A 25,466-nucleotide genomic window follows, 5' to 3' on the forward strand; every position below is an offset into this window, starting at 1 on the left:
CTGGTTGCCTCTTTTTTTGTTGTATTCATTTCGCATTTCGAAATAAAGGGATGGAGATCAACAAGTAAATGAAGAGGAGTGAAAGCATGTGAACATGCCAAAAACAAGACAAATGACAAAAACCAAAAAAATAATTCAAGGTGACAGCCAAGAAAATCTAGAAAGCGGCTAGCTTTAAAAGGAGAGACAAACATGTTTTCAGTATTTACAAAATTAGGCTGGTTCTTCAAACAAGAGTGGAGGCGTTATACGATCGCCATTACGCTCCTGCTCATTGTGAATGTGCTTGAAATGCTGCCACCAAGATACCTTGGGCAGGCAGTGGATGACATTCGTTCTGGTCAATTTACAACATCCAGTATAATGTTTTATGTCACTATTTTTTGCTTGCTAGGTGTCGTCGTCTATACGCTGACATATTTTTGGATGTATCAGTTATTTGGCGGTGCAAATGTCATGGAGCGTGTAATGCGCGGGAAACTCATGCGCCACTTACTCAAGATGACACCCACCTTTTATGAAAAGAAAAAAACTGGTAACTTAATGGCATTAGGTACAAACGATTTGAATGCTGTAGCTTTAACGACAGGCTTTGGCGTTCTGACATTGGTGGATTCCACTGCTTATATGCTGATGATCTTTTTTACGATGGGTCTGACGATTAGCTGGAAATTAACTTTAATGGCGATTATCCCTATGCCGCTGATGGCGCTTTTGATTGCGTATTATGGCAGCAAGATTCATGATCGCTTTACAGTTGCTCAAGATGCATTTGGTGATATGAACGACCGCGTGCTTGAATCAGTCGCAGGCGTCCGGGTCATCCGGTCTTTTGTACAGGAGAAACAAGACGTCGAACGCTTTCGTCAAATGACTGATGATGTATTTCAAAAAAATATGAGAGTGGCGGTCATTGATTCATTGTTTGAGCCGACAGTGAAATTACTTGTCGGTGTCAGCTACTTAATAGGAATTGGCTACGGAGCCTATCTTGTATTCCAAAGTGATTTAACCATTGGTGAGCTTGTCGCTTTTAACGTCTATCTTGGGATGATGATCTGGCCAATGTTTGCGATCGGCGAGTTGATTAATATTATGCAAAGAGGAAATGCGTCGTTAGACCGGTTGAATCATACACTCAGCTACAAGCCGGATGTCACAGACGCTTCTCAGCCAAAAACGTTACAAGAGCCTGGCGATATTCAGTTTGATCGCGTGACATTTAGGTATCCAACTTCCCCTAAAGATAATTTAATTGATGTGTCCTTTACGATTCGAAAGGGGCAAACGATCGGAATTACAGGCAAAACAGGAAGCGGTAAAACGACTATCGTAAAACAGCTTCTGCGCCAGTACCCAACAGGTGATGGTCAAATCCTGCTATCAGGAGTCCCAATCCAAGAGATCGAATTGGATCAGCTATTTCAATGGATCGGATACGTACCGCAGGATCATATTCTTTTTTCTAAAAGTGTAGAAGAGAATATGCGTTTTGGTCATCGAGACGCAAAACAAAATGAATTAGCACAAGCGATCAAAGATGCTTATTTTGAAAAAGATTTACGTCTTTTGCCTGAGGGTCTCGAAACCATGGTCGGAGAAAAAGGTATGGCGCTGTCAGGTGGACAAAAGCAGCGAATTTCCATTGCACGCGCTTTATTAATAGATCCCGACATTTTAATACTGGATGACTCGCTTTCTGCGGTAGATGCAAAAACAGAAACCGCTATTTTAGAAAATTTAAGGCAAAATCGTCATGGGAAAACGACGTTTATTACGACTCATCGTCTATCAGCTGTTGAGCATGCAGATCTTATACTTGTCATGGAAGAAGGACGCATCGTCCAAAAGGGAACTCACGAGGAGCTCATTCAGCAAGATGGGTGGTACAAAGAACAATTTCTGCGTCAACAGCTGACAAACCAGCTGGAAGGAGGGGATGAGGCATGACAACGGGAAGAAGACTCCTTGCCTACGCACTCCTTTATAAGAAAGTACTGTCTGTTGCCTTGATCTTTCTCATCATTGCAGTAGGTGCTGAACTGACAGGACCATTTATTGGGAAGAAAATGATTGATGATCATATTTTAGGTGTAGAAAAGCCATATGTCGAGGTCAATGAAAAAACAGACAAAACCGTTTATTACCAGGGAAATAACTATATACGAAGCGATCGATTAGACAGTGAGATGGAATCCGGAAAACAAATCAATGTGGTGCAAGTCGGATTCGGTTACTATTTTGTAAATGAGCCGATTCGCTTTGACGGAAACCGAAAAATATCGGGAGATCAACTTACCATTGAAAATGGAAACGAGCGCGAGACCTATCAAGTACAGCCTTTATCAAAAGAGGAAATTTTCTCTTTTTACGAGCCGGAAATCAGTGGTTTGGTGCAGCTTGTTCTATTTTATCTAGGGCTTCTCGTTATTGCGATTTTCTTTCAATATGCGCAGCATTATCTGTTACAGCGAATAGCCAACCGAATTATTCAAAAAATGAGGGTTGATGTATTTGAGCATATTCAAACACTGCCTATCCGGTATTTTGATAATTTACCTGCTGGAAAGGTCGTAGCGAGGATCACCAATGACACAGAAACCATTCGTGATTTATATGTGACAGTCCTCGCCAATTTCGTGACGAGTGCGATTTACATGATTGGGATTTATATTGCCATGTTTTTATTAAATGTGAAGCTGGCACTCATTTGTTTGGTGGCGGTACCGATTATTTTCCTATGGTCAATGACTTACAGAAAGTTTGCATCGGTGTACAACCACCGCATTCGTTCGATCATTAGTGACATCAATGCCAAGCTAAATGAAGCCATTCAAGGGATGACCATTATTCAAGCGTTTCGTCATGAAAAAGTGACGAAAGAGGAATTTGATGAGCTGAACAACAATCACTTTCGATATCAGCGAAAGATGCTTCATTTAAATTCACTTCTTTCGCATAACTTAGTTAACCTGCTTCGGAATTTAGCCTATGTGGCACTCATTTGGTATTTTGGCGGTGCGTCCTTAAGTGCGACGGGGATTGTGTCGATTGGTGTGCTCTATGCGTTTGTCGATTATTTAAATCGATTATTTCAGCCGATTACAGGCATTGTGAACCAATTCTCGAGATTGGAATTAGCACGGGTTTCCTCGGAAAGGGTTTTCCGATTATTGGATGAGCCAGGAACAACAGTGGAAGAACCTGTTCAGAAGGAAATGGAAGGACACGTTCAGTTCCAAGATGTCACCTTTGCTTATAATGAAGGGAAAAATGTATTAAAGAACATTACGTTCGAGGCCAAAAAAGGCCAGACGGTTGCACTTGTGGGGCATACTGGTTCTGGGAAAAGCTCGATTATGAACTTACTGCTGCGTTTTTATGACATTCAGCAAGGAGACATTCTCATTGATGGAGAAAGCATTTATCGCCAGTCCCGGCAAACGTTGCGGAAACAAATGGGCATTGTGCTTCAAGACCCGTATTTATTTTCCGGAACGATTGCATCCAATGTCAGCTTAGGAAATGAAGACATTAAAAGAGAAACGATTGAAGCATCATTAAAACAAGTAGGCGCAGTAGAGTTATTGAAGCATCTGCCAGAAGGATTTGATGAACCAGTCGTTGAAAAGGGAAGTACTCTTTCCTCAGGGGAACGTCAGCTCATTTCATTTGCTCGTGCACTAGCATACAATCCAGCGATCTTAATTTTAGATGAAGCCACCGCAAACATTGATACAGAAACAGAAGCGATCATTCAACGAGCGCTTGATGTTGTCAAAGAAGGACGAACAACTTTTGTCATTGCTCACCGATTATCCACCATTAAGAAAGCCGATATGATTTTGGTTTTAGAAAAAGGGGAAATTGTCGAGCGGGGCAGTCATGATCAACTCATGCAGCAAGAAGGGCTATATGCGCAAATGTACGAACTGCAAAAAGGTGCTGTGGCAAACAGCTGATGAATCACAAAAAGAGCCTATTCATTATGAATGAGGCTCTTTTTATTTGCATAAAAAAGTCGAGAAATCGTTTTAGACCTCGATCTTTACTCGTTATGCGACATTAGTAAGCAATGCCGACGCGTTGATGTACAAATTCCTTCGAATTTAACTGCTGATATAAAAAGTGTGCGGTATCTTCAACTGAAATTTTCTTTCCATCTATAGGGAGAAAATCTTTCTCATAGCGATATGACCGTGTCACTTCTCCGTCTGGTAAATAGGTTGGACAAATAATGGTCCAATCTAAATCAGTCGATTGAAGGAGTTCAAACGCTTTGGCATGCTCCTTAGCTGCTCGGGAAGTGGTCCGCCTTGATTCATTTGTTTCAAAACGGTAAAGTTCCGGCTGCTGCCTTGCCTTTAAAATACCTGCTGTACCTATTGTAATAATTCTTGATGTATTTGATTGCTTCATGGCTTGTACGATATGTTCCATTGAAACAGATAATGTATCATCACCATCTGTCGATAGACAGCTCACAACAATATCTGCTCCTTTGATCGTCTCAAGCACATCTTCTCGATTTCTTGAATTGCCGGTGACTTGAAACATACCCGCAAGCATTTCTTCTCGGTTTGTCCGAATCAATGAACGAACGATGTAACGATCATCTACTTGAACGAAACGAAGAAATGCTTGTCCTACACGTCCATGAGCACCGAAAAGAGCTATTTTCATCTGTTCGATCCCTCCACTACATACTATAAGTGAAAAGAACCCAAAATGGTACAACTTTTATGTGATGCTTTTTTTATAAAGATGAAAGGACCGAATACTATGAGCATATTCACATAATAGAGAGATACCTACGAATTGTAGAAGTTCAAAGTTCATACCGGAAATAATGTCCATGAAGATCCGCTCCTTTCTACTCCATGATATGAGCTGGAAAGGAGATTGGTGAGGGGGAATAACAAAAAAAGAAGACACCTTAAGAGGTGCCTTCTATGATCCAGATATGAAATTAAGCTTTTGTTCCACCCATGTGTTGTTGAGCGTAAGACACAAGACGTTTTGTGATTTCTCCACCAACTGAACCGTTAGCACGAGCTGTAGTTTCTGCTCCAAGGTTAACGCCAAATTCAGAAGCGATTTCGTATTTCATTTGATCGATTGCTTGCTCTGCTCCAGGAACTAGTAATTGATTTGAACTATTAGAATTAGCCATGATGTGAATCTCCTTTTTGTATATGATTTTTTATGGTTGGGTTTGCTGGAATCGCACCAGCGAAATGATCAAGTCATTTGCCACTTGGCGAAACCCAATGCAGTAACTTCTTTGTACTAAGTATTATGGTGATTTCCGAAAAAAACATACGAGAAAAGTACATGGTAAATGTTGTTCAACATGCAAAAAAGCCATCACTCAATCATGAGTGATGGCACTGCATATATCTCTTTATTCAGCGGAACGAATGCGGAGCTCCGTATCCGAATCAAAGAAGTGGGCTTTGTTCATATCGATGGCAAGAGGTATAGATTGTCCGGCCTGAACATCGGTACGAGAATCAACACGTGCAATAAAAGACTGACCATCGAGAGAAGAGTAAAGCATCGTTTCTGCTCCCATTAATTCAGCAACTTCTACGTTGGCATCGATCTTTGTGCCCTCAGATGCTTCAATAAACACGGGTTCATCATGAAAATCTTCTGGTCTGATCCCGAGGATGATATCTTTTCCGATATAACCTTGGCTGCGTAATACCTTCATCTTTCCTTCTGGTACACGTATATGCGTTTTTCCAACTGCAATGGCACCGTCAGAGAGCTTTCCTGTAAAAAAATTCATCGCAGGAGAGCCAATGAATCCACCTACAAATACATTCTCTGGATTTTCATATACATCCTTCGGCGCTCCAACCTGCTGAATAAAGCCATCTTTCATTACAACAAGACGAGTAGCCATTGTCATAGCTTCAGTCTGGTCATGTGTGACATAGATAAATGTCGTTTGCAGACGCTGATGAAGCTTAGATATTTCAGCACGCATTTGAACGCGGAGTTTTGCATCTAAATTAGAAAGCGGCTCATCCAAAAGAAAGACCTTTGCATCACGCACAATTGCTCTCCCAAGTGCAACACGCTGTCTTTGACCTCCAGACAGTGCTTTTGGTTTCCTGTCTAAATATTGCTCAAGGCCTAATATTTTAGCGGCATTTCGAACCCGCTCATCAATTTCTGCTTTCGGGAACTTCCGTAGCTTTAATCCAAAAGCCATATTATCGTATACATTCATGTGAGGGTATAATGCATAGTTTTGGAAAACCATTGCGATATCCCGGTCTTTTGGTGCTACATCATTCATCCGTTTTCCGTCTAAAAGAAAATCCCCTTGTGAAATCTCTTCAAGTCCTGCAATCATGCGAAGGGTTGTTGATTTTCCGCACCCAGATGGACCAACAAACACAACAAATTCTTTATCTTCTATATGTAGATTAAAGTTGTCTACTGCTGTTACCTTGTTATCATACACTTTATAAATTTGATTGAGCATCATTTCAGCCATAGATGATAACCTCCCCATTTACTTATTGAAAGCGCTTTACTTGTAAGTAAAGTGTATAAAATGGGGAAGCGTCTGTAAATGGACAACGTGCACAACATCTCATTTTCATTTTTGGGCAGGGTGCTCATGTCACTGAATGTTATGAAAGGTCGAGAAGATTCATCATAAAATAGACGGCAGATGCTTCTGGAAAATGTCGTATATCAATTCCTGTTCGCTCAATAAATTTATCAATTCGATATTGAAGGCTGTTTCTGTGAACATATAAAGCTTTTGCTGCCTTAGATGCATTTAAGTTACATTGCATATAAGTCATGAGGGTACGGTAAACGTCCCGATCAAGGACCGCCTCTTTAAAAGCATCTGAAATAGCATGAGAGAGGGCGGATTCATCATAACGTAAGAGTGAGGGTAGACATTGATAAATTGTGCAAATCCCTGACCTAGGCTTAGCTCGCTGCATATGGCCCAAGACAAGCTGCTGTTCTTTTAACAATTTCTTCTGTAAATGTTCATTTGGCAAATGGAGCTGTCCTTGTAAAAAGACTGAGTCTGTTAAAAAGTCACTTGTAATGGCTAGAGACAAATCATATAGCAGCTCTAATTGACTATTTTCTGATGTAGCGTTTGTTTGAATCAGCATCGCTGTATGAGCGCCTGTCCAAATGAAATGAGTTTGTTCGAGGCTGTGGACCACAGCCTCTTTTATTTGCTGCCTTTGTTCTGCTTGATGTGACATTTTAAAATAATATACACGGACGGGGTGCTGAACAGTTAGTGGTTTGTTATCAAAAAGATAGCTGTACCATTTTTGTTCATCCTCAGTCTGCTTTGTGTGAGAAAGATCAATTGGTGTAAGGAAAGTATTGAGAAGAAGTGTTTCTCTAGCTGTAAGCTTTGATTTGTCTACTCCAAATAATTCGCCTTCGTCTGTTTGGTACCAAAGAATTTGATGATCATCTGTAGGGGAGCTGATGATATGCTCTCCGTAAACAAGCTTTAATTTTTCTAACATGGCGAAGCTCCTTAAACAGTTTAATCATAGACATGGAATAGCATTAATTCGTGGATTTCTTCTTTTAATGTTGGTTCGACTTCATGGGGCGGAAGCTGAGAGCCCCATTCAATATCACCTGTTTTGTGGTAGATGCCTTCGTAGTGCGCACCATTGTGAAAAAAGGATATTTTCCAGCCTGGCAATTGTGCTTTTTTAAAGAGAGGTTTCCATTGAAAATGAGAAATCATATCATTATTGCCTCCTTGCTTTTATTGATGAAACAATAAATAAACACGACAATACGGAAACAACCTTGAACTTGATTTTATTGTATCTCATCTGATGAAAAGAGCATAGGAAAAGCATAGATTTCATAGCACCCTCACTTTAAAACGAAAAACAGTCAGTAGACGTTTGTATGGTCTGTAGTTGTTGAGGTCGTTTGTGAAAGGTAAGATGCGTAATCCATGATTCTTTTGCCGATCAGCCTTTCTGAGTTTCGCAATGAGACATGCTGGAAAACCTCGCGGCCAGGGCGAGAATTGGCTTCAAACATCCAGATAGCTCCTGTCTGATCAATACCTAAATCAAAACCGATTTCACCAATATGACCGGACATTTTTTCATCAATTACCTGACTAAGCGTGATGGCCGTATAAGAAAGCTGCTCTAAGATTTTGAAACGCTTCTTCTTTTCTGGAAAAACATCATAAAGTGTTCTCACGGAGCCACCATGTGAATGGTGAGTCGTGACGGTGTGATTGCCAGAAATTTTTGCTGCTGCTGCTGTGACTGTCCAATGACCGTACTTATTTTTATTGGTATGGACTCTGAAATCCATTGGTTGATTGTCTATTTGAAGAAGTGCAATGCCTTGTTGAGCCATAAAGTCTTGAACTGCGTGATCTTTCCGGAGATTGGTCACGAAATCCTCTAATGAGTCATATGGAACAGCTCTTCCTTGATTTGAGCATACAATGATTCCATGAGCCTTCTTGTTTAATTGATAAATATCGTCGCCGTGACTGCCGTTTGACGGTTTTAAGTAAATGACCTGATGTAGATGGAGGAGTGTTTCTATTTTATTTAGAGCGTCCACCGGGTCCAATTGTATGGAATGTGGAAGAAAAGGACATGTTTTTTCATCTGTTAACAGTTGTTCATGAATATCCCATTTGTTAAAAAAATGAGGGTTGAACCAAGGAATATCATAGTCTTGAGTGAGTTTGCGTTTTGTTTCTTGAATGAATGCTGACTGAGCAGCCTTTCTACTTGGAAGACGGTCGTAAATGACTGAAGGCAGGGGCATCTGTTTTTTAACCCATGTTTGCTGTTGGTACAACAATCCTTCTACCATTCCTTTATCCCAATCAATAGAATGAGTACCAAAAAGATAGGCAAAACCGGCATGTTGTTTGAAAGAGCGCAGCAGTTTGATAAAAAAGTCTGATCTCGTTCCGAGTGGCTGCGTGCTTTGCTCAAAACCTGCGGTGAAAATACCAAGCAGTGGCCCTAAAAACAGGGTATGATCAATGGCGATCACATCAGCTTTTGATTGATAAGGAATTCGTAAATCTCTATATAGATCTTCTGATAATAAAATTTTCTTCGGATGTTGATGATAGGAAACGGTGAAGTCATCTATTAAACGGGAACCTAAAGCAAGAGAATAGATCGCCTCCTGCTGTTTAAAACGGACGGGAAGATGAATTGTTTTTTCACTTGTGGGATGAGGAGCGATGATGCAGCGATTTTTGTTCATAAGATACCTCCTTCGGTTGTGACTTCATCGATTGGGCATGTGCAAGAATGGTACGAATCAAATGATTTTCCTTGTCAGGATAAGCTTTTAAAAAAGCGGATCGCCCTGGTTTTGATCTTATATTTGATATGAAAAGCCTGCCTTCACTTGTATGGAGTAAGTCTACAGCGAATTCAAAGCAAGGGGAAAGGGTTTTATCTATATATGCTGGCAGAGATGCTTGAATGGATGCAATATCATCTAAAAGAAGTTCTTTGATGTGCGGCTGCAAGGTGTTTAGATAGTGATCAAAGCCTATCATGGCTGCTGATTTTTGTGTAATGCTTAAATGACTATTTTCTGTAGGTGATTTTGTGTGAATTCCTATGCGATTCCACTGATTTTGTGAATCTTTCATCAGGAAAATCCTTATTTCATTGAATAAAAAGTCTTTTTCATCACTCGTCTGAAAAAATTGAAGGAAATATCGGCCTACATATTTTTTACACCAGCGCTCTATATCTGATGGACGCGAAAATGTGATGACTTGCTCGGGACTTAGCTGAACAGTGAAAGTGTTGTCTTTTAAGAAAATGAAGTAAGTAGATGCTGCATGGTGTTGAGAGAGCGGCTGCATTTTACAATAACCGTCTTTCCTTAACATGCTGAGAAGGTCTGATGTCTTTTTTAATAATGAGCAGACAGGTAAATATGGCTGTAAAGCAGGGAGAAGGCGGAGCTGCTCGAATAGCATCATTTTATTTGAAATACCTGTATTCAAAAAATCTGTTTTCGGATACTTTTTCAGCCAATCCATGATTGGTTTTGCTTTTTTAGATTGTGCGTCATGCTTGTAAAGGCATCGATCGTAAATCAAGTCAGGAATCTCAAATTCTGCTGCGACGAATCCATGACCATTCGTATATGTTTGACCTTGTATCAAATTTGAAGCCGGCTTTAAATCAAGTGGTGTAAAACGGACAACCTTTAAACCATAAGCAGGGGCAGCTTTGGCTAGCCCACGTGTGAATGCCTCTTCATACTTCGGTGAAAGGGTCACAATACCTAATGTTGATGTCATTAAAAAACACCTTCTTTTCAACTTCTTTTTTTACCAGCAGAAAAACACTTTTTCATGATTTTACATAAAGATTGCGCTCCTTTATCATTACGACAGATCGATTGATCATATGTCTAGCAGCATGCTTCATTTGCTTGGGAACTTGACAACAACTATAATACGTATAGGTTAAAACAATAAACATCGGGTGTTATTTGAAAGGTTGATGACGACTTTGAATATATTCACAACGTTTATCTTTATGATTGTGATAGGCGCAGTCATTGGAGCAGCAACAAACCATCTTGCGATTAAAATGCTTTTTCGCCCTTATAAGCCGTATTACTTATTCGGGAAACAGCTTCCTTTTACACCAGGGCTCATTCCGAAAAGAAGAGACGAAGTAGCCAAGCAGGTTGGTGTCATGGTGATGGAGCATTTGCTCACGCCAGAAGGTATTCAAAAGCGATTTGAATCATCGGAGGCAAAGCAAGAAATCTTACATACAGTCCATCGATATATTGACAAAGGCGCTGAAATGGAGATAACAGTGCTATCTTTGCTTGAAAGCTTCGGCGTATCACAGGCTGACGTCAAAGCAGATGAATGGATCCATGAGTGGTCTGATCATAAGCTCAATTCACTACTTGAAAATTATAATGAGCAAACTTTATCTGAATTGCTTCCGCTAGATGTGGAAAACAAAATATCTTCAAAAATTCCAGATGCAGCAGATTATATTTTAAAGAGAGGGATTCATTATTTTGAAAGTGAGGAAGGAAAATCAAGACTCGGTAATATGATTGATGATTTCTTAAAAGAAAGAGGAATGCTCGGCAGTATGGTCCAAATGTTTCTAGGAAATTCAAGCTTAATTGATCGGGTACATCCTGAAATCATCAAATTTTTAAGAAACGCAGAGACAAAAAGGTTTTTATCAGATTTGCTTGTTCAAGAATGGGACAAGGTGAAGCAGTTCTCTCTACATGAGCTTGATGAAAGATGGAATGTGAAGGAACTTATGTTTAGCGTGAAAAACCAATTGCTTTCTCATTTCTCAACAAAGCTGATATTAGACAAACCAGTTGGTGCATATGTCAGTGCTGTAGCGGATGATCTTAAAACACACGTTGCACCAGTACTGATTCAAAAGGGGATCAGTGCGGCATCAAATGTTTTAGAGGATCTGCTTGCAAAGCTGCAATTTGAAGACATCATTCGTGAACAAATTGAACTTTTCCCGCTAGAAAAAATGGAAGAGCTTGTCGTCAGTATTTCCAATAAGGAGCTCAAGATGATTACATTCTTAGGCGGTCTTTTAGGCGGATTGATCGGCGCAATCCAAGCAATCTTTGTCACGCTATTTTAAGACAGACTAGAGAAATTTTGATGAATTCATTGTATATATGTGAAACGAAAGCCATAGTTTGTTATAGTGGAGTGGTGTCCGCCGATCATATCGGTGATAACGGATAGAAAGGAGACATAACATGTCTGTAAATGTTTATGATGTTGCATATGACCTTGAAAAAGCACTGCGTCATAGCGAAGAATATTCAACTTTAAAAAATCTTTATGATGAGGTAAACGCGGATGAATCCTCTAAAAGAATGTTCGATAACTTCCGTGACATTCAAGTAAACCTTCAACAAAAACAAATGACTGGTCAAGAGATCACACAAGAAGAAGTGGAGCAAGCTCAAAAAACAGTGGCACTTGTTCAACAGCACGATAAAATCTCGCAGTTGATGGAAGCAGAACAACGTGTGAGTGTTCTCATCGGAGAATTAAATAAAGTGATCATGAAGCCTCTTGAAGAGCTTTATGGGAATCCAGAAGAAAATTAATGAAAAGGGCGATGATATTCGCCCTTTTTTTATTTCACATGTTCCCTGTCCAACTTTTCAAAAAAAGGTTGTCGAAGCTCATAAATTTTGCGATAATACTTATATTGAAAGTGCTTTCAAATGAGCGCTCTCATGGGACAATTGGGTGCGTTTCACTTGGGATTTATGGCGATTAGCCAAACGAGAGAGAAGCGCTTCTGGGAGAAACACAAAGCATAAGGGGATCTGATATAAGCAATGCTTTGGTGTGTGAAAGATAAGGGGATCATGGGGAGCTTCATCACCTCATTGTGACGCATCCAAACCATACATAAAAAAAAGCCTAGGGGTAGGCTTTTTTTATTTGCAAAAGATTCATAACACATAGGGCTCTTTCAACTGCATGTTCTAAAGCACCAAGCTAGGGCATATCCTCATCGTAAGTACAGTCATCAAGAAGGGGGATGCCTCAGTGTCAAAAAAATTACTTGCACTCAATATAGATGGAACGTTACTTCGTTCCAATGGAAAAATCCATTCCGCTACAAAAGAAGCTGTGGAATACGTGAAGAAAAAAGGGGTTTACGTGACGCTTGTCACCAACCGGCATTTTCGTTCCGCACAAAAAATTGCCAAGGCGTTGAAGATTCCAACGTCAACCCTTGTAACGCATAGTGGTGCATTTATCGCGAATAAACTCGATGAGCCGCTTCATGTGAAGAAACTAACGGAAGAAAAAACATTTAATCTTGTACAAATTCTTGAAAGCTTTGATTGTAATGTTCGCTTGCTGCATGAAAAATTCTCGATTGGCAACCGGAAAAAAACGCAGTCACAGCTGATGGGAAAGACGTTGATTCATCCATCTGATCCAATTTTCTATCCCGTGCAATTTGTTGAATCGCTAAGTGATATGCTGATGGATGAACCGGTCAGTACACCAGTGATTGAAGTATATTCAACGGCAGAGCTGCAGCCTGAAATTCACCGAACCATTCAACAAGCTTTTCCATCTGTCGATCTTATTCGGATCAGTGATGAGAAAATGAATATTGTATGCAAAGGCGTATCGAAAGAAGCGGGGCTTTCTCTTTTGACCTCAGCATTAGATTTGACTTTAGAAGATACGGTGGTCATTGGGCAGGGAACAGATGACATCGCAATGCTTGAATTGGCTGGTTTAGGCGTTGCGATGGGAAATGCACCTCATTCTGTTAAGCGTAAAGCCGATTGGGTGACACGTTCGCACGATGAACAGGGAGTCGCTTATATGATCAAAGAATACTTTAGAATGCAGCAAAGAGAAGGATTCTTACATCAATTCGATATTAAACGATAATATAGGCGAAGGCCCTGTCAATCAAGAAATGGCAGGGTCTTCAACTGTTCCAGTCATTGCTTTTCCTACATATATTTTGTAAAATGAAACAAGTTTGAAGATAAAGGTGATACGATGCGAATTTTAATTAAAGGGCTGTCAGATGAACGATTTCATCGCCCGCTTGTTAATATAGCCAATTTATTTGAAGAAGATAGTGAAGTGCTGTTTGATCCAGATGAATTGCATGATGGACTAGTCATGGAGTTTAGCTGGAAAGAAGAAAATGGCATAGTGGAGGCATCTGGTCACATCGCTGGATTAGACATCACTAGTCGTTTTTCGCGAGACGTCCCAGAGGGCTTGAATGACAAGGAGCGCTGGAAGCAAATCAAAAACACAGTGCTGTCTGTTTATTTACATCTGCTTCAGGAGCACACAGGAATGACGCAAAAGTGGGGTATTCTCACAGGGATACGTCCTACAAAATTACTTCATAAGATGCTGAGAGAAGGTATGACAAAGGAAGATGCGCATGCCGCATTAAAGCGTGATTATTTGATTCATGATGAAAAAATCGATTTGATGCAGGAGATTGTTGACCGTCAGCTTCAAGCGATTCCTGACCTGTATGACCTTCAGCAGGAGGTAAGTATTTATATTGGTATTCCTTTCTGCCCAACAAAATGCGCTTATTGCACGTTTCCTGCTTATGCGATTAAAGGACAAGCAGGAAGAGTGGGAACGTTTTTGTTTGGTCTGCATTATGAGATGCAAAAAATTGGTACTTGGCTAAAAGAACATGGGATCAAAGTGACGACTGTTTATTTTGGCGGAGGTACGCCGACGAGTATCACTGCAGAAGAAATGGATTTGCTGTATGAAGAAATGTATCGCTCGTTCCCTGATGTGAAACATATACGGGAAGTGACTGTCGAAGCAGGACGTCCTGATACGATTTCGCCTGATAAGCTAGAGGTGCTAAACCGATATCATATTGACCGGATTAGTATCAATCCACAATCGTATGAGAATGAAACACTGAAAGCCATTGGCCGGCACCATAGTGTAGAAGAAACGATTGAAAAGTATCACTTATCAAGACAGTATGGCATGAATAATATTAATATGGACTTAATTATTGGTTTGCCGGGAGAAGGGCTAAAGGAATTCCAGCATTCCTTGCAACAGACTGAAGAACTTAAGCCTGAATCGTTAACTGTGCATACACTCTCCTTTAAAAGAGCGTCTGAGATGACGCGCAATAAGGACAAATATCAAGTAGCTGACCGAGAAGAGATCACACGTATGATGGATGAAGCGGTCGCTTGGACGAAAGCACATGACTATCATCCTTATTATTTATATAGACAAAAAAACATCTTAGGAAACCTTGAAAATGTCGGGTATTCATTAGATGGACAGGAAAGTTTGTATAATATCATTATTATGGAAGAAGTGCAGACAATCATTGGGATTGGATGCGGTGCTGCTAGTAAGTTTATTGATCCACGTTCAGGAAAAATTACGCAATATGCCAATCCAAAAGATCCAAAATCATATAATGACCGTTATGAACACTATACTGAAGAGAAAATTCAGTTTCTTGAGTCATTATTTGTTCCTCATGTTTAAACACTGCGGTGACGCAGTGTTTTTTTCATTTGTAAAAGGGTATATAAGTGATAAAAAGTTAAAGCAGGTGTACATATGATTGATGTGATCGGAATTGGGATTGGGCCTGCCAATTTAGGTTTGGCGGCTTTGTTAGCGGAGTATGAAGATGTTTCATGCTGTTTTTTTGAACAGGAGACTGAATTTGCCTGGCATCCTGGTATGCTGATCAAAGGAACGGATTTACAAGTCTCCTTTTTAGCTGATCTTGTGACGATGGCGAATCCAAGGAGCAGATATACATTTTTAAATTATTTACATGAATCAAATAGACTTCACCGGTTCTATACATTTGAACAGTTTGACATTCCGCGAAGAGAATTCAATGAGTATTTGTCATGGGTCGCAGGTGAATTAGATAGCTGTCAATTTGGCATGAAGGTAGAGGAAGTGACGGACTGCCAAGGTGGTTATCTTGTGAAAGTCCGGCGATTGAAGGATGGATCGCTTTCTGAGTATCAGGCAAAGCATGTCGTGCTCGGAACAGGGAGCAAACCGATGATTCCTGTCGATGTGCCTGCTGCTGCACTGCCATATGTGACCCATAGCAGCCGGTATTTAGAGCAGCAGAAAGAACTTCATAAAGCTGAGGCGGTGGCGGTCATTGGCTCTGGGCAGAGTGCAGCCGAAATCTTCTTAGACCTGCTTCAGCATCAGAAGAAAGGGCAACAGCTATCTTGGTTTACGCGATCTAGTGAATTTAGAGAGCTGGAGACGGCTGAGCTTGGTCAGGAGCTGTTTACACCAAAGTACGTTGAATATTTCCATTCGCTTCCTTATGAAGAACGAATGAACACATTACCTAGGCTGACTGGATTAAGAAATGGGATAGATGCATCGACACTCTCACGCATTTATCAGGAATTGTATCATCGGTCTGTTTCAGGCGAAGAGCCATCTGTGATTATTCAGCCAATGACCGAGCTTGAAGCCATACAGGTGGAGGAGAATCAGTCCCTGAAGCTACACCTAAAGCAGTGGCAGTTAAAGAAAAAAAAGAATATAACAGTAGATCGTGCCGTATTGGCTACAGGGTATACACCGAATATCCCGGCATGGTTTAGTGCGTATGAACCTTTAATTGAATGGGAAAGTGAAGAGCATTTTAAAGTGACAGAAGACTTCAGGCTTGTGTTCAAAGACAAGCGTCCGCATCATTTCTTTACATTCACGCACCTAGATCACTCTCATGGAACAGCGGCGACCAATTTAAAACTATCCATCTACCGCAACCAGAAAGTGATTCAAACCATTCGCGGGGTCAAAGAAGCGCCAGTTAAGCAAGAAACAGCCTTTCAGCAATTTGAATAAGAGATAAAAAGGGCCCCAAGCATAAGGCCCTTTTTCATTAGATTCGTTTCTTTTTTCACTTTTGGCTTTTCTGTTTGCCGTTTGAACACTTTGTTCAGAATTTGATAAATTCGCTTAGATTCCTTCGTCACTAGTGGACCTAATATCGCAAGGATTAAGACGTACAATGCAGCAAATGGCTTTAAGGTAGCGGCAAGTCCGCCCGCAATACTCCCAGAAAGATCATTTTCTTTCATATTCATTTTATCCCTCCAAATATGATAGGTTGTGATTTTCATATCGTAATACGGATGAAATAAAATGAATCAGTATGGATCATTTGATTGACACATAATGGGAATCGCACACTTTATTTTCAAAAAACGTAGATCAATCGATAACGCAGCTGATGGAGCAGGCTTTAGAGGGAAAACCTTTGAATCAGCCAGTGATAATCTGTCCTTTAATAGAATAGAAGAGGCATATTTTTTGAAAATAGAGGTGTTTTCACAGCGTGTATTTCTTCATCGGAGATGGATGGAGAAATAAGACTAGGTGTGCTCGTTTCTGCTTGTGTAGCAAAAACGACATTTGAAAAAGGAGAAAACATGACGATGAAACTAACCAATATGAATAGGGAACGCCTTATCAACCATCCTCCCCCTTTCATCATCAATTTCTTTCCTCATTTACTATATAAAAATATATTTTTTGTTTCAACAATTATGCTTATTTTGGTATCAACTGATCTTGAAATTTTTTACGCAGAGGAAAAGGGATTATTCGGGTTGAAATGGAAGTAAGTTGTGTGTTTAAAAGAAAAGGGGGATGCATGATGACATATATCAATTGTCAGCTAGACGGGGATATTTTTGAAATCGTTTTCAACAGACCAGATGCTTACAATTCATTTCATGTGGACATGTTTGCTGAATTCAAAGAGGCATGTGATGCGGCGGAGGAAAGTAGTGCAAAAGTCGTTGTGATCAAGGGTGTGGGAAAAGGATTTTCAGCAGGCGGAGATATTGGCATGATGCTTAAGCAGGAAAATGAAGAAGATTTCCATCGTGTGATGGATCTGATCGAGGGGATTACGCTTTCTCTTGCCGGTATGAAAAAAGTGACGATTGCTCTTGTCCACGGGTCAGCGGCAGGCCTTGCTTTTAGCTTTGCTTTAAGCTGTGACTACTTGTTTATGCATCAAGATGCAAAGCTCGCCATGAATTTTAATGGAGTAGGCTTAATACCAGATGGCGGAGGACACTTTTTCCTTACAAAAAGAGTCAGTGAACAAACCGCGAAACAATTGATTTGGAGCGGACAAAAGCTTCCTGCTGAAGAAGCGCTAAAGCTGGACCTTGCAGACGGCGTGTTTCAAGAGGAAGTCGATGCGTATCAAAAGGTATGTGTGAAGCCGTTTATGAACATGCCGCTTCAAGCATTTATCGAGACAAAGCTAATCTATTTCCAGCAGTCAGAATCACAGCTATTAGCCGTTCTTCAAAAGGAGAGGGCAGCACAGGCAAGGCTGAGGCAAAGTCATGATCATAAGGAAGGCATTCAGGCCTTTTTAGAAAAAAGACGACCTGTGTTCCAGAATGTATAAACGGATGTGATGCCGGCGAATGCCGGCTTTTTTAACGTTCAAATAAAAGCAGCTTGCCTGCATCATCAACGAGCCGATGAGAATGCTTCGTGTATTGCTGTTCGATTAAGCGATGGCGACCTAATTCCTTTGCCTTTTCATCACTATCCGTTGTGATTTTTTCATTTAATAAAGTCTCACCCGATGGGTCAAATACAGTTAAAAAGTATGTCTTCTCCATTCCTCATCTTCCTTTCCTCTACTTGTCTATGTAATTAAACAAGGAATAAGATAAAACCTCTTTTTTAGCCCTTAAAAATGTGTTTTTTAGAATGAGAGTGATAGAACGTGCATTCGCAAAAATGGCATGATAAAATATGGACAATGACAGTATCGGACAAGGAGATAGACGTTTGACTATGCTCACCTTTATTCATGCCGCAGATTTACATTTAGACAGTCCATTTGCAGGAATGTCGAATATCCCTAGCTTACCCTTTAAGCGGCTCAAAGAAAGTACATTTCAAAGTGCGAAGAATATGTTTGATCTCGCCATTGCTCGAGCAGTAGACTTTGTGCTGCTGAGTGGAGATTTATTTGACGAATCCAACCGTAGCCTGAAAGCACAGCTGTTTTTAAGAAATCAGTTTCTAAGACTGCAAACTCAAGGGATTGAAGTCTTTATTATTTATGGTAATCATGATCATTTAGGCGGTGAATGGACACCGATTGAGTGGCCTGAGAATGTGCACGTTTTTTCAACCAGTACCCCAAGTGAGCAATCCTACTATAGAGGAGATCAGCTTGTCGCAAGTATTTATGGATTTAGCTACAAGGAGCGTGCTGTCTATGAAAATATGACCTCACATTACGTCAAAACGACAGATGCTGCCTTTCACATTGCGATGCTTCACGGTACATTAGCTGGACAAGAAGGTCATGACGCGTATGCACCTTTTCAGCTTGAGCAGCTCGTTTCCCGAGATTTCGATTATTGGGCGCTTGGACATATACATAAGAGAGCCCTTCTGCATGAAGACCCGTTGATTATTTACCCTGGTAACATGCAGGGCAGACATATAAAAGAAACAGGAGAGAAAGGCTGTTACGTTGTGCAACTCTCCGAGGATTCTGCGACAGCGGAATTTATGAGCTGTGCAGATGTGATGTTTGAGACACTTGCAATAGACATCACAGAGACGGTTCATATGACGGATCTTGTGATACTTGTGGATAACAAAATCAGTGAACTGAAAAAGGATGGCGTCCCTCATTTTGTGAAAATTGAATTGACGGGTGAGGCTCCTCCTTACTTTGAGCATACGCAGCTTGAGTTGCTTGAGGAGCTCATGATCGTTCTTCATGAACAGGAGGAAGATGAAGATGTATTCGTTTGGGTGATCTCGATTGATTGCCGAACAAATGAGGATGTCGCCTATCCAGAAGATTCTTTTTTAAAGGAACTCACTGCTGAAATTTCACAGTTTGAGGCATATGAAGAGCTTCTATCACCGATCAAGCGTCACCCAACCTATAGAAAGTCAGGCAAAACTCTCACAAAAGAGGATGAGGTGGATATAAAAGAAGAAGCACAAAGGCTGCTGACAGAACAGCTAAAGCAATTATGAGAAAAGGAGAGGCACAATGAAAATACGTTCACTCCATATCGCCCATTTCGGGAAATTTTCAAATCGGACCTTTCACTTTTCTGATGACGGTTTTCAGCTAGTTTACGGCCTGAATGAATCGGGGAAAACGACATTGAAAACGTTTATTGAATCGATGTTATTTGGTTTTCCGAAAAACAAGATGTACAAGACGAAACAGGGTTCTTTTTATGGCGGTTCCCTCACTTGCCAAGATGACGAGTTAGGCGTTATTCACATTGAGAGAACATCCGACCGCGGTGGTCAAGCACAGGTGTTTTTACCGAATGGTGAAGTGAAAGACGAAGCTTTTCTACAGACACTTTTAAAGGGAACGGATCGCAGATTATATCAATCAATCTATTCATTTGATGTGTTCGGACTGCAAAATGTCCAAGCCTTAAATCAGGATCAGATAGGCGAATTTCTACTTTTCTCAAGTTTATTTGGCTCAGATGCAGCCACCAAGATGGATAGCAGGCTGCTAAAGCAGCAGGAGCAGCTGTTTAAACCAAATGGCCGCAAGCCTGAATTAAACCAGCAGCTTGATCATTTAAAAGAGCTAACAGGTCAGCTGAAACAAGCGAGATTGATAGAAGGTAGCTATACCGAAAAGAAACGGGAGCAATCTGAATTAACGGAGACGATCGAAAAGCTTCAAAATGAAATGAAGCAAGCAGAAGAACACCTTCAGAAACTGACTGAATCCATTCAAGTGTATCCCATGATTGAGAAAAAAGTGGACTTGAAAAAGGAATTAGCCCGCTATCCAGACCGGGTCAAACGTTTTAGAGCAGAAACAGAGCATGAGCTGGATAAACTAGAATCACACCTTCACCCGAAAAAGGCTCAATTGACTGCACTGAAACAGAAGTTAGAACATTTGCAAACCTCACTCGTACAAGTTCAACCGCTCTATGACAAAGATACCTTAATGGAGATGAAACGAGTTGTAGATGAAGCATCTAATGCTGAGCTTGTGAAAAAGCGCATAGCAGAGTGTCGAGCAAACCGTGATTCATTGAAACAAAAAATCGACGAAGCGGTAGCAAAGCTAAAGTGGGATCGCCCGATAAAGCTCGAACAAATCGACGATTCGCTTGAATTTGAGTGGGAATTAAAGGAGACTGTCACTCAATACGTCCGTCTCATGGACAGAAAGGCGCAGTTAGATGAACGATTTGATCACGCAAGACATGAGCTGGACGAAGCAGAAGCCGCTTTAAAGGGATTAAAGGAACAGCAAGTGAGACTGCACGGAACAGAAGATGATGCGAAGGGGACAAGAACGAAAAAGAAACCGATTCATTCCCGGTCGTGGTTATTCCGAGGCTTGATCGCATTTGATGTGGTGTTTCTGTGTGTTCTATTCTTTTTAACAGAGTGGTGGATCACGCTCTTGTTTGCGGGATTTTCTGTTCTTCTCTTCTTTGTCATTTACTCATTCAGTCAAATGAGCCCTATGAAACAAAGAAGCGGCGAAGACGCCTTAGATTCCTTTCAAGTGCAGGCAGCTTCAGCTGAAACACTTATGAGGCAGAAGGAGCTGCTGTACGAAAGAATCATCCGGCAATATGAAGACTGGGAGCTAGAGCTAGAGCCTGTCCAGCAGCAAGTAGAGGAAAAGAAGAGACAGCTTGGCTTGTCGTCTGAGCTTTCTTTCCTAGTAGAGGCCTTCCATATTCTAAAACAATTAAAAATGAATACAGCGGCATATGAGGAGCTTCAGCGTGAAATAGATGTGCTCTCCGATCAGCAATCGATTTATGAGCGCAAGGTTTCAGCGTTAAGCAGTCTCCTTCAAAATAAGGAAGGAACTATTCAGGAGAATATTTCAGCCTTTCAAGAGATATTGAAAGATGAGGCGAAAAGAGAAAAAGAACGCCAGACATTACATGTATCCATTCAACATGCGATGCAGCAGCTCTCGACACTAGAAGGTGAAATTCAATATTACGAAAAACAAACTGACGAGCTTTTTCGTCAAGTAGAAGCAGAGTCCAAAGAAGATTACCAAGTGCTTTCTCATCTATCGAAAGAATACCGGAAACGGCTTTCTGAGCTGCAGCAGCTGAATCAAGAGCTTCATAGAAGCGGTTGTTTTGATGAGGAGGAATGGATTATTCATAAAGGACTATCTCTCCTTGAGGAGGAGTGTGCAGAAGCAAAGCAGCACCTTCATGACGTTCAATTGAATGCGGAGAATATGGAAAAGCGTTTAGCAGAACTAGCGGTGGAAATCCGGCAAATAGAAGCTTCTGGAACAGTGTCTGATTTGACTCATCAGCTTGCCGCAGAGCAGGAGCATGCGAAGCACCTTGCAAAAAAATGGGCGGCCATTCAGCTTGTCCGCACCGTCATACGAGAAAAATTGAATGAGCATAAAGAAACAAGGCTGCCTGCATTGCTTCAAACAGCCTCTAGTTTTATTCAACCGTTAACAAATGATCGTTATGAAGCGATTTTATTTTCACCTGAAGATGACTTGCTCATGGTGAAAAGAATGGATGGACGAATATTCCGTCCTGAGGAGCTTTCACAGGCAACGTGTGAACAGATCTATCTGGCGATTCGTTTTGCGCTTGCTTTGTCTCATCAGCAAGATTGTCAGCTTCCGTTTATGATGGATGACAGCTTTGTTCATTTCGATCACGTTCGTCTAGGCAGAGTGCTGGAGATGATGGACGAGCTCACACGTTTTGAAACACAGCTGTTTTATTTCACCTGTCATGAGCATATGAAGCAAGCAGCAGAAGATGGACAGGTTACGAGTTTAGTTGTTGAATGATTGACAAATAATGACTTATGTTATACTTATATGAGCAGAAACATGGAAGGAGCTTTTATTGAATGGCTAAAGGGATCATGACCTATGATGTCGGCGAACAAGTTGACCTGCATTTATTAATTAAATCATCTACTAAAGGGATTGCGAGTAATGGCAAACCATTTTTAACGTTAATTCTTCAAGATCAAAGTGGAGATATTGAGGCGAAACTATGGGATGCGAAGCAGAATGATGAACAAACCTATGCCGCACAAACCATTGTGAAGGTAGTAGGCGATATTCATCATTATCGCGGGAGGAATCAGCTGAAACTTAGGAATATACGCCCTGTTGCTGAAAATGAGCAAATTCGAATCGATGATTTTCTCGAAACAGCTCCTATTCCAAAACATGATATGATGGATACGATTATGCAATATATCTTTGATATGAAAAACCCTAATATACAGCGTGTCACAAGACATTTGCTGAAAAAATATGGACAGGAATTCGCTGACTATCCAGCAGCGACAAAAAACCATCACGAATTTGTCTCTGGTCTTGCTTATCACGTGGTATCTATGTTGCATTTGGCTAAATCAATTGTGGATCTATATCCATCACTAGATCGAGATCTTTTATATTCAGGCATCATTCTTCATGATTTAGGAAAAGTCAAAGAGCTTTCAGGCCCAGTCTCAACCACCTATACGGTGGAAGGCAATTTAATTGGTCATATTTCGATTATGGTGACAGAAATTGCGAAAGCTGCTGAAGAGCTTGGCATTGATTCAGAAGAAATTCTGATTCTACAGCACTTAGTACTAAGTCATCACGGCAAAGGAGAGTGGGGCAGCCCGAAACCACCAATGGTGAAGGAAGCCGAAATTCTCCACTATATTGATAATTTAGATGCGAAGATGAATATGATGGATCGTGCGCTTGAGCATGTGAAGCCAGGAGAATATACAGAACGTATTTTTGCGCTAGAGAATCGTTCATTTTATAAACCAACCTTTCACGAATAACCATGTCAAAACGTCCGCTTATGCGGGCGTTTTTTTCATAACTTGTCTTCTTCTCGCATAAGCATGTAACACAAAGGAAGAGAGCTGTTCTGAAAAAAAGGAGGCGATGAAAAAATGTTGTTTTTTCCATGGTGGGTGTATGCATGTATCATTGGCATTATTTTCTGTGCGTATAAATTAATGACAACGGCCAAAGAGGAGCAAGAGATTGATCAATCCTTTATTGAAAAGGAAGGAGAAATTTTTATCGAGCGAATGGAGCAAGAAAGAGAGCGCAGACGACAGGGGCAGCAAATGAAAAGATCCCAAGATACGGCGGCACAAGAAGATCACTCGATTGCTTAATCAGGTGATATAAAAATCCCTCTGCCCGATCACGGCAGAGGGGTTTTTTGTGATTATTGGTTTTGTTGTGGTTGTTGATTTTGTGCGGGTTGTTGAGACTTTTCTTTGAATGTGTTTTCAAGTTCTTTATCTTTTACTTTCACATCGGCATCTTTCACCAATTTGTTTAAGATCGTTTGGATTTCATTTGTGTCTGCTTGTTTTTGATTAAGTAGTTCTTTTTTCAAGTCTGCTTTCATGTCATCGTATTTACCGCGTTCTTCGGTCTTTTTAATGATATGGTAGCCGAATTGTGATTTCACTGGTTTGCTGATTTCATTCACTTTTAGTTTGAATGCAGCTTTACTGAAGTTCTCGTCCATTTGACCTTCTTTTGCGAACCAGCCTACATCGCCGCCTTGTGCAGCTGAAGCGGTATCAGTTGAATATTCAGACACAACAGCATCCCATTTTTCACCTTTATCTAATTTCTTTTCCACTTCGTCAGCTGTTTTCTTATCAGCTACTAAAATGTGGCTTGCGCGGATTTTCCCTTTTAGGTCATCGTAATACGCTTTTACTTCTTTATCAGTGATTTTGATGTTAGCTTTGGCAGCCTTTTGAGTCAGCAGCTCATATTTCACTTGATCTTTGATGTAATCTTTTCCGAATTCATCTTGAAGTTGTTTTAAACGATCTTCACCAAGTGTCTTTTTATATTCTTCCATTTTCTTATCAATTTCTTTATCAGATACTTTGTATTTGTCAGCAAGAACCTTTTGTTGAACAAGTAGATTTAAAGCATCTCCACCTGCTTGTTTCTTAAGAGTCGTATAAAGCTCTTCTTTTGTGACATCTCCTGATTTTGTTGTTGCGATGACATCTTTATCACCGCTACTGCATGCGCCAAGAGTTAAAACACTAACTGCTGTTACAGCTGCTAAAGCCATTTTTTTCATTCAAAAAACACTCCTAATCTTTCCAATTTATTTATCATTGCTTGTATCATAACATATTGTGACACGCTGTAAAAAGAAATGCAAATGGGAGGGCATTCGTCTAGTCAAAAATTTGCGCGCTACATACACATATAGTGATCACAAAAAGGAGGCTGAATTATATGGGAGCAGGATATTCTAATGGGTTTGCTTTATTGGTCGTGCTATTCATTTTGCTGATCATCGTTGGTGCAGCATATCTTTATTAATTAAATCGCTGTGACAGAAAGGAGCCGTCCTGCCATGCGTGCGGGCGGTTCTTTTTTCAAACGATGACAGGTGCCTAAACGTTTTCAATTTTATAGCATACACTGAGCTTAGAACAGAGGAAGAACTGGCAGGAGGTGTTTTTTACATGGGAGGAGAAGTCTTCGCTGGCGGTTTTGCACTAGTCGTCGTGTTATTCATCTTATTGATCATTATCGGTGCATCTTGGATTTGCTAATTAATGAATATACACAAAAAGCTGCCCTCAAACTGGCAGCTTTTGCTTTGATCTTAAATAGATATGGTAATTTCAACAAATGATGAGATCAGTAAGATCAGTATCGATACATTGATAAAGCGAAACACCTTATCTTGCCGTTCTTCAGGAATCTCTCTGACAAGGCATAATGTATTAGTAAGCCTGTTTATTGAATACACAATAAACGCGGCAAAGACGATGAAGTAAAATAAAACTATCGGAGATCCCCCCTCTC

Annotated in this window: 24 protein-coding genes and 1 pseudogene; 14 read left to right on the forward strand and 11 right to left on the reverse strand. The window is 40.6% G+C overall.

Annotated elements, in window-relative coordinates; translation table 11 throughout:
* Positions 1 to 192 precede the first annotated feature (192 nt).
* Both MKZ05_RS05005 and MKZ05_RS05010 read left to right on the forward strand, forming a co-directional pair.
* On the forward strand, positions 193 to 1,950 hold the full coding sequence (locus MKZ05_RS05005; protein ID WP_339161646.1) for an ABC transporter transmembrane domain-containing protein: 1,758 nt from the start codon (positions 193 to 195) through the stop codon (positions 1,948 to 1,950).
* Positions 1,947 to 3,962 carry an ABC transporter ATP-binding protein gene (locus MKZ05_RS05010; RefSeq protein ID WP_339161648.1) on the forward strand — a complete coding sequence of 672 codons (2,016 nt, stop codon included), beginning with the start codon at positions 1,947 to 1,949 and terminating at the stop codon, positions 3,960 to 3,962. The genes MKZ05_RS05005 and MKZ05_RS05010 overlap by 4 nt, the downstream gene beginning before the upstream one ends.
* A gap of 103 nt (positions 3,963 to 4,065) precedes the next feature.
* On the opposite strand, the gene MKZ05_RS05015 is transcribed toward MKZ05_RS05010, so the two are convergent.
* From MKZ05_RS05015 to MKZ05_RS05045, 7 genes are all read right to left on the reverse strand, one after another.
* Positions 4,066 to 4,683, reverse strand: a complete 618-nt coding sequence (locus MKZ05_RS05015) for an NAD(P)H-binding protein (protein ID WP_003212493.1) — start codon at positions 4,681 to 4,683, stop codon at positions 4,066 to 4,068.
* Between the two features lie 286 nt (positions 4,684 to 4,969).
* The gene (locus MKZ05_RS05020; RefSeq protein ID WP_003210761.1) at positions 4,970 to 5,173 is read right to left on the reverse strand and encodes an alpha/beta-type small acid-soluble spore protein; all 204 of its coding nucleotides are present in this window, start codon (positions 5,171 to 5,173) and stop codon (positions 4,970 to 4,972) included.
* Positions 5,174 to 5,404: 231 nt separating this feature from the next.
* Entirely contained in the window at positions 5,405 to 6,511 is a 1,107-nt protein-coding gene (gene ugpC, locus MKZ05_RS05025; RefSeq protein WP_003212351.1) for a sn-glycerol-3-phosphate ABC transporter ATP-binding protein UgpC, read from the reverse strand.
* Positions 6,512 to 6,650: 139 nt separating this feature from the next.
* Entirely contained in the window at positions 6,651 to 7,526 is an 876-nt protein-coding gene (locus tag MKZ05_RS05030) for a helix-turn-helix domain-containing protein (protein ID WP_050945405.1), read from the reverse strand.
* 20 nt (positions 7,527 to 7,546) lie between these two features.
* On the reverse strand, positions 7,547 to 7,756 hold the full coding sequence (locus tag MKZ05_RS05035) for a YheE family protein (RefSeq protein WP_003211787.1): 210 nt from the start codon (positions 7,754 to 7,756) through the stop codon (positions 7,547 to 7,549).
* A 155-nt stretch (positions 7,757 to 7,911) separates the two neighbouring features.
* Complete coding sequence (locus tag MKZ05_RS05040) at positions 7,912 to 9,270, reverse strand: YheC/YheD family protein (RefSeq protein ID WP_137054842.1); 1,359 nt, start codon at positions 9,268 to 9,270, stop codon at positions 7,912 to 7,914.
* The gene (locus MKZ05_RS05045) at positions 9,227 to 10,330 is read right to left on the reverse strand and encodes a YheC/YheD family protein (protein WP_050945403.1); all 1,104 of its coding nucleotides are present in this window, start codon (positions 10,328 to 10,330) and stop codon (positions 9,227 to 9,229) included. Before MKZ05_RS05045 ends, MKZ05_RS05040 begins: the two co-directional genes overlap by 44 nt.
* 214 nt (positions 10,331 to 10,544) lie before the next feature.
* Here MKZ05_RS05045 and MKZ05_RS05050 point away from each other — a divergent pair, with 214 nt between their 5' ends.
* The 5 genes from MKZ05_RS05050 to MKZ05_RS05070 all read left to right on the forward strand — a co-directional run bounded on the left by MKZ05_RS05050 (position 10,545) and on the right by MKZ05_RS05070 (position 16,438).
* Positions 10,545 to 11,678, forward strand: a complete 1,134-nt coding sequence (locus tag MKZ05_RS05050) for a DUF445 family protein (RefSeq protein ID WP_050945402.1) — start codon at positions 10,545 to 10,547, stop codon at positions 11,676 to 11,678.
* 121 nt (positions 11,679 to 11,799) lie between these two features.
* Entirely contained in the window at positions 11,800 to 12,156 is a 357-nt protein-coding gene (locus MKZ05_RS05055; RefSeq protein ID WP_003211109.1) for a YlbF family regulator, read from the forward strand.
* 451 nt (positions 12,157 to 12,607) lie between these two features.
* Positions 12,608 to 13,474, forward strand: a complete 867-nt coding sequence (locus MKZ05_RS05060; RefSeq protein WP_050945401.1) for a Cof-type HAD-IIB family hydrolase — start codon at positions 12,608 to 12,610, stop codon at positions 13,472 to 13,474.
* Positions 13,475 to 13,588: 114 nt separating this feature from the next.
* Positions 13,589 to 15,088 carry a coproporphyrinogen III oxidase gene (locus MKZ05_RS05065; protein ID WP_212046114.1) on the forward strand — a complete coding sequence of 500 codons (1,500 nt, stop codon included), beginning with the start codon at positions 13,589 to 13,591 and terminating at the stop codon, positions 15,086 to 15,088.
* A 75-nt stretch (positions 15,089 to 15,163) separates the two neighbouring features.
* The gene (locus MKZ05_RS05070; RefSeq protein ID WP_268452882.1) at positions 15,164 to 16,438 is read left to right on the forward strand and encodes a SidA/IucD/PvdA family monooxygenase; all 1,275 of its coding nucleotides are present in this window, start codon (positions 15,164 to 15,166) and stop codon (positions 16,436 to 16,438) included.
* Here MKZ05_RS05070 and MKZ05_RS05075 read toward each other — a convergent pair.
* A pseudogene (locus tag MKZ05_RS05075) lies at positions 16,423 to 16,647 on the reverse strand (hypothetical protein); the annotation flags it as partial. The gene MKZ05_RS05070 and the pseudogene MKZ05_RS05075 overlap by 16 nt on opposite strands.
* A gap of 602 nt (positions 16,648 to 17,249) precedes the next feature.
* On the opposite strand from MKZ05_RS05075, the gene MKZ05_RS05080 reads away from it, so the two are divergent.
* Entirely contained in the window at positions 17,250 to 18,023 is a 774-nt protein-coding gene (locus tag MKZ05_RS05080; protein ID WP_339161656.1) for an enoyl-CoA hydratase, read from the forward strand.
* Between the two features lie 31 nt (positions 18,024 to 18,054).
* Here the strand turns inward: MKZ05_RS05080 and MKZ05_RS05085 are convergent, their stop codons facing one another.
* Entirely contained in the window at positions 18,055 to 18,243 is a 189-nt protein-coding gene (locus MKZ05_RS05085; RefSeq protein ID WP_003210963.1) for a YhzD family protein, read from the reverse strand.
* Positions 18,244 to 18,415: 172 nt separating this feature from the next.
* Between MKZ05_RS05085 and MKZ05_RS05090 the strand changes: the two genes are divergently transcribed.
* The 4 genes from MKZ05_RS05090 (at position 18,416) to MKZ05_RS05105 (ending at position 23,788) form a co-directional block, all read left to right on the forward strand.
* Positions 18,416 to 19,630, forward strand: a complete 1,215-nt coding sequence (locus MKZ05_RS05090; protein WP_339161658.1) for a DNA repair exonuclease — start codon at positions 18,416 to 18,418, stop codon at positions 19,628 to 19,630.
* 16 nt (positions 19,631 to 19,646) lie between these two features.
* On the forward strand, positions 19,647 to 22,436 hold the full coding sequence (locus MKZ05_RS05095) for an AAA family ATPase (RefSeq protein WP_212046111.1): 2,790 nt from the start codon (positions 19,647 to 19,649) through the stop codon (positions 22,434 to 22,436).
* A gap of 62 nt (positions 22,437 to 22,498) precedes the next feature.
* The gene (yhaM, locus tag MKZ05_RS05100) at positions 22,499 to 23,443 is read left to right on the forward strand and encodes a 3'-5' exoribonuclease YhaM (protein ID WP_003211952.1); all 945 of its coding nucleotides are present in this window, start codon (positions 22,499 to 22,501) and stop codon (positions 23,441 to 23,443) included.
* Between the two features lie 114 nt (positions 23,444 to 23,557).
* Positions 23,558 to 23,788 carry a sporulation YhaL family protein gene (locus MKZ05_RS05105; protein WP_003211592.1) on the forward strand — a complete coding sequence of 77 codons (231 nt, stop codon included), beginning with the start codon at positions 23,558 to 23,560 and terminating at the stop codon, positions 23,786 to 23,788.
* A 53-nt stretch (positions 23,789 to 23,841) separates the two neighbouring features.
* Here the strand turns inward: MKZ05_RS05105 and MKZ05_RS05110 are convergent, their stop codons facing one another.
* Complete coding sequence (locus MKZ05_RS05110; protein ID WP_003211354.1) at positions 23,842 to 24,726, reverse strand: peptidylprolyl isomerase; 885 nt, start codon at positions 24,724 to 24,726, stop codon at positions 23,842 to 23,844.
* 161 nt (positions 24,727 to 24,887) lie between these two features.
* Between MKZ05_RS05110 and MKZ05_RS05115 the strand changes: the two genes are divergently transcribed.
* Together MKZ05_RS05115 and MKZ05_RS05120 are read left to right on the forward strand one after the other, a co-directional pair.
* Complete coding sequence (locus MKZ05_RS05115) at positions 24,888 to 24,974, forward strand: YjcZ family sporulation protein (RefSeq protein ID WP_008361129.1); 87 nt, start codon at positions 24,888 to 24,890, stop codon at positions 24,972 to 24,974.
* A gap of 146 nt (positions 24,975 to 25,120) precedes the next feature.
* On the forward strand, positions 25,121 to 25,210 hold the full coding sequence (locus MKZ05_RS05120; RefSeq protein ID WP_017360317.1) for a YjcZ family sporulation protein: 90 nt from the start codon (positions 25,121 to 25,123) through the stop codon (positions 25,208 to 25,210).
* A gap of 53 nt (positions 25,211 to 25,263) precedes the next feature.
* On the opposite strand, the gene MKZ05_RS05125 is transcribed toward MKZ05_RS05120, so the two are convergent.
* Entirely contained in the window at positions 25,264 to 25,449 is a 186-nt protein-coding gene (locus MKZ05_RS05125; RefSeq protein ID WP_072368131.1) for a hypothetical protein, read from the reverse strand.
* Positions 25,450 to 25,466: the final 17 nt, after the last annotated feature.

The organism is Bacillus sp. FSL M8-0277, from assembly GCF_037975305.1.
Classification (GTDB): Bacteria; Bacillota; Bacilli; order Bacillales; family Bacillaceae; genus Bacillus; species Bacillus pumilus.

Excerpts from the sequence above, each read along its gene's own strand:
- MKZ05_RS05005 (WP_339161646.1), top strand. The coding sequence starts at position 193 with ATGTTTTCAGTATTTACAAAATTAGGCTGGTTCTTCAAACAAGAGTGG.
- MKZ05_RS05010 (WP_339161648.1), top strand. The coding sequence starts at position 1,947 with ATGACAACGGGAAGAAGACTCCTTGCCTACGCACTCCTTTATAAGAAA.
- MKZ05_RS05015 (WP_003212493.1), bottom strand. The coding sequence starts at position 4,683 with ATGAAAATAGCTCTTTTCGGTGCTCATGGACGTGTAGGACAAGCATTT.
- MKZ05_RS05020 (WP_003210761.1), bottom strand. The coding sequence starts at position 5,173 with ATGGCTAATTCTAATAGTTCAAATCAATTACTAGTTCCTGGAGCAGAG.
- ugpC (WP_003212351.1), bottom strand. The coding sequence starts at position 6,511 with ATGGCTGAAATGATGCTCAATCAAATTTATAAAGTGTATGATAACAAG.
- MKZ05_RS05030 (WP_050945405.1), bottom strand. The coding sequence starts at position 7,526 with ATGTTAGAAAAATTAAAGCTTGTTTACGGAGAGCATATCATCAGCTCC.
- MKZ05_RS05035 (WP_003211787.1), bottom strand. The coding sequence starts at position 7,756 with ATGATTTCTCATTTTCAATGGAAACCTCTCTTTAAAAAAGCACAATTG.
- MKZ05_RS05040 (WP_137054842.1), bottom strand. The coding sequence starts at position 9,270 with ATGAACAAAAATCGCTGCATCATCGCTCCTCATCCCACAAGTGAAAAA.
- MKZ05_RS05045 (WP_050945403.1), bottom strand. The coding sequence starts at position 10,330 with ATGACATCAACATTAGGTATTGTGACCCTTTCACCGAAGTATGAAGAG.
- MKZ05_RS05055 (WP_003211109.1), top strand. The coding sequence starts at position 11,800 with ATGTCTGTAAATGTTTATGATGTTGCATATGACCTTGAAAAAGCACTG.
- MKZ05_RS05065 (WP_212046114.1), top strand. The coding sequence starts at position 13,589 with ATGCGAATTTTAATTAAAGGGCTGTCAGATGAACGATTTCATCGCCCG.
- MKZ05_RS05070 (WP_268452882.1), top strand. The coding sequence starts at position 15,164 with ATGATTGATGTGATCGGAATTGGGATTGGGCCTGCCAATTTAGGTTTG.
- MKZ05_RS05080 (WP_339161656.1), top strand. The coding sequence starts at position 17,250 with ATGATGACATATATCAATTGTCAGCTAGACGGGGATATTTTTGAAATC.
- MKZ05_RS05085 (WP_003210963.1), bottom strand. The coding sequence starts at position 18,243 with ATGGAGAAGACATACTTTTTAACTGTATTTGACCCATCGGGTGAGACT.
- MKZ05_RS05095 (WP_212046111.1), top strand. The coding sequence starts at position 19,647 with ATGAAAATACGTTCACTCCATATCGCCCATTTCGGGAAATTTTCAAAT.
- yhaM (WP_003211952.1), top strand. The coding sequence starts at position 22,499 with ATGGCTAAAGGGATCATGACCTATGATGTCGGCGAACAAGTTGACCTG.
- MKZ05_RS05105 (WP_003211592.1), top strand. The coding sequence starts at position 23,558 with ATGTTGTTTTTTCCATGGTGGGTGTATGCATGTATCATTGGCATTATT.
- MKZ05_RS05110 (WP_003211354.1), bottom strand. The coding sequence starts at position 24,726 with ATGAAAAAAATGGCTTTAGCAGCTGTAACAGCAGTTAGTGTTTTAACT.
- MKZ05_RS05115 (WP_008361129.1), top strand. The coding sequence starts at position 24,888 with ATGGGAGCAGGATATTCTAATGGGTTTGCTTTATTGGTCGTGCTATTC.
- MKZ05_RS05120 (WP_017360317.1), top strand. The coding sequence starts at position 25,121 with ATGGGAGGAGAAGTCTTCGCTGGCGGTTTTGCACTAGTCGTCGTGTTA.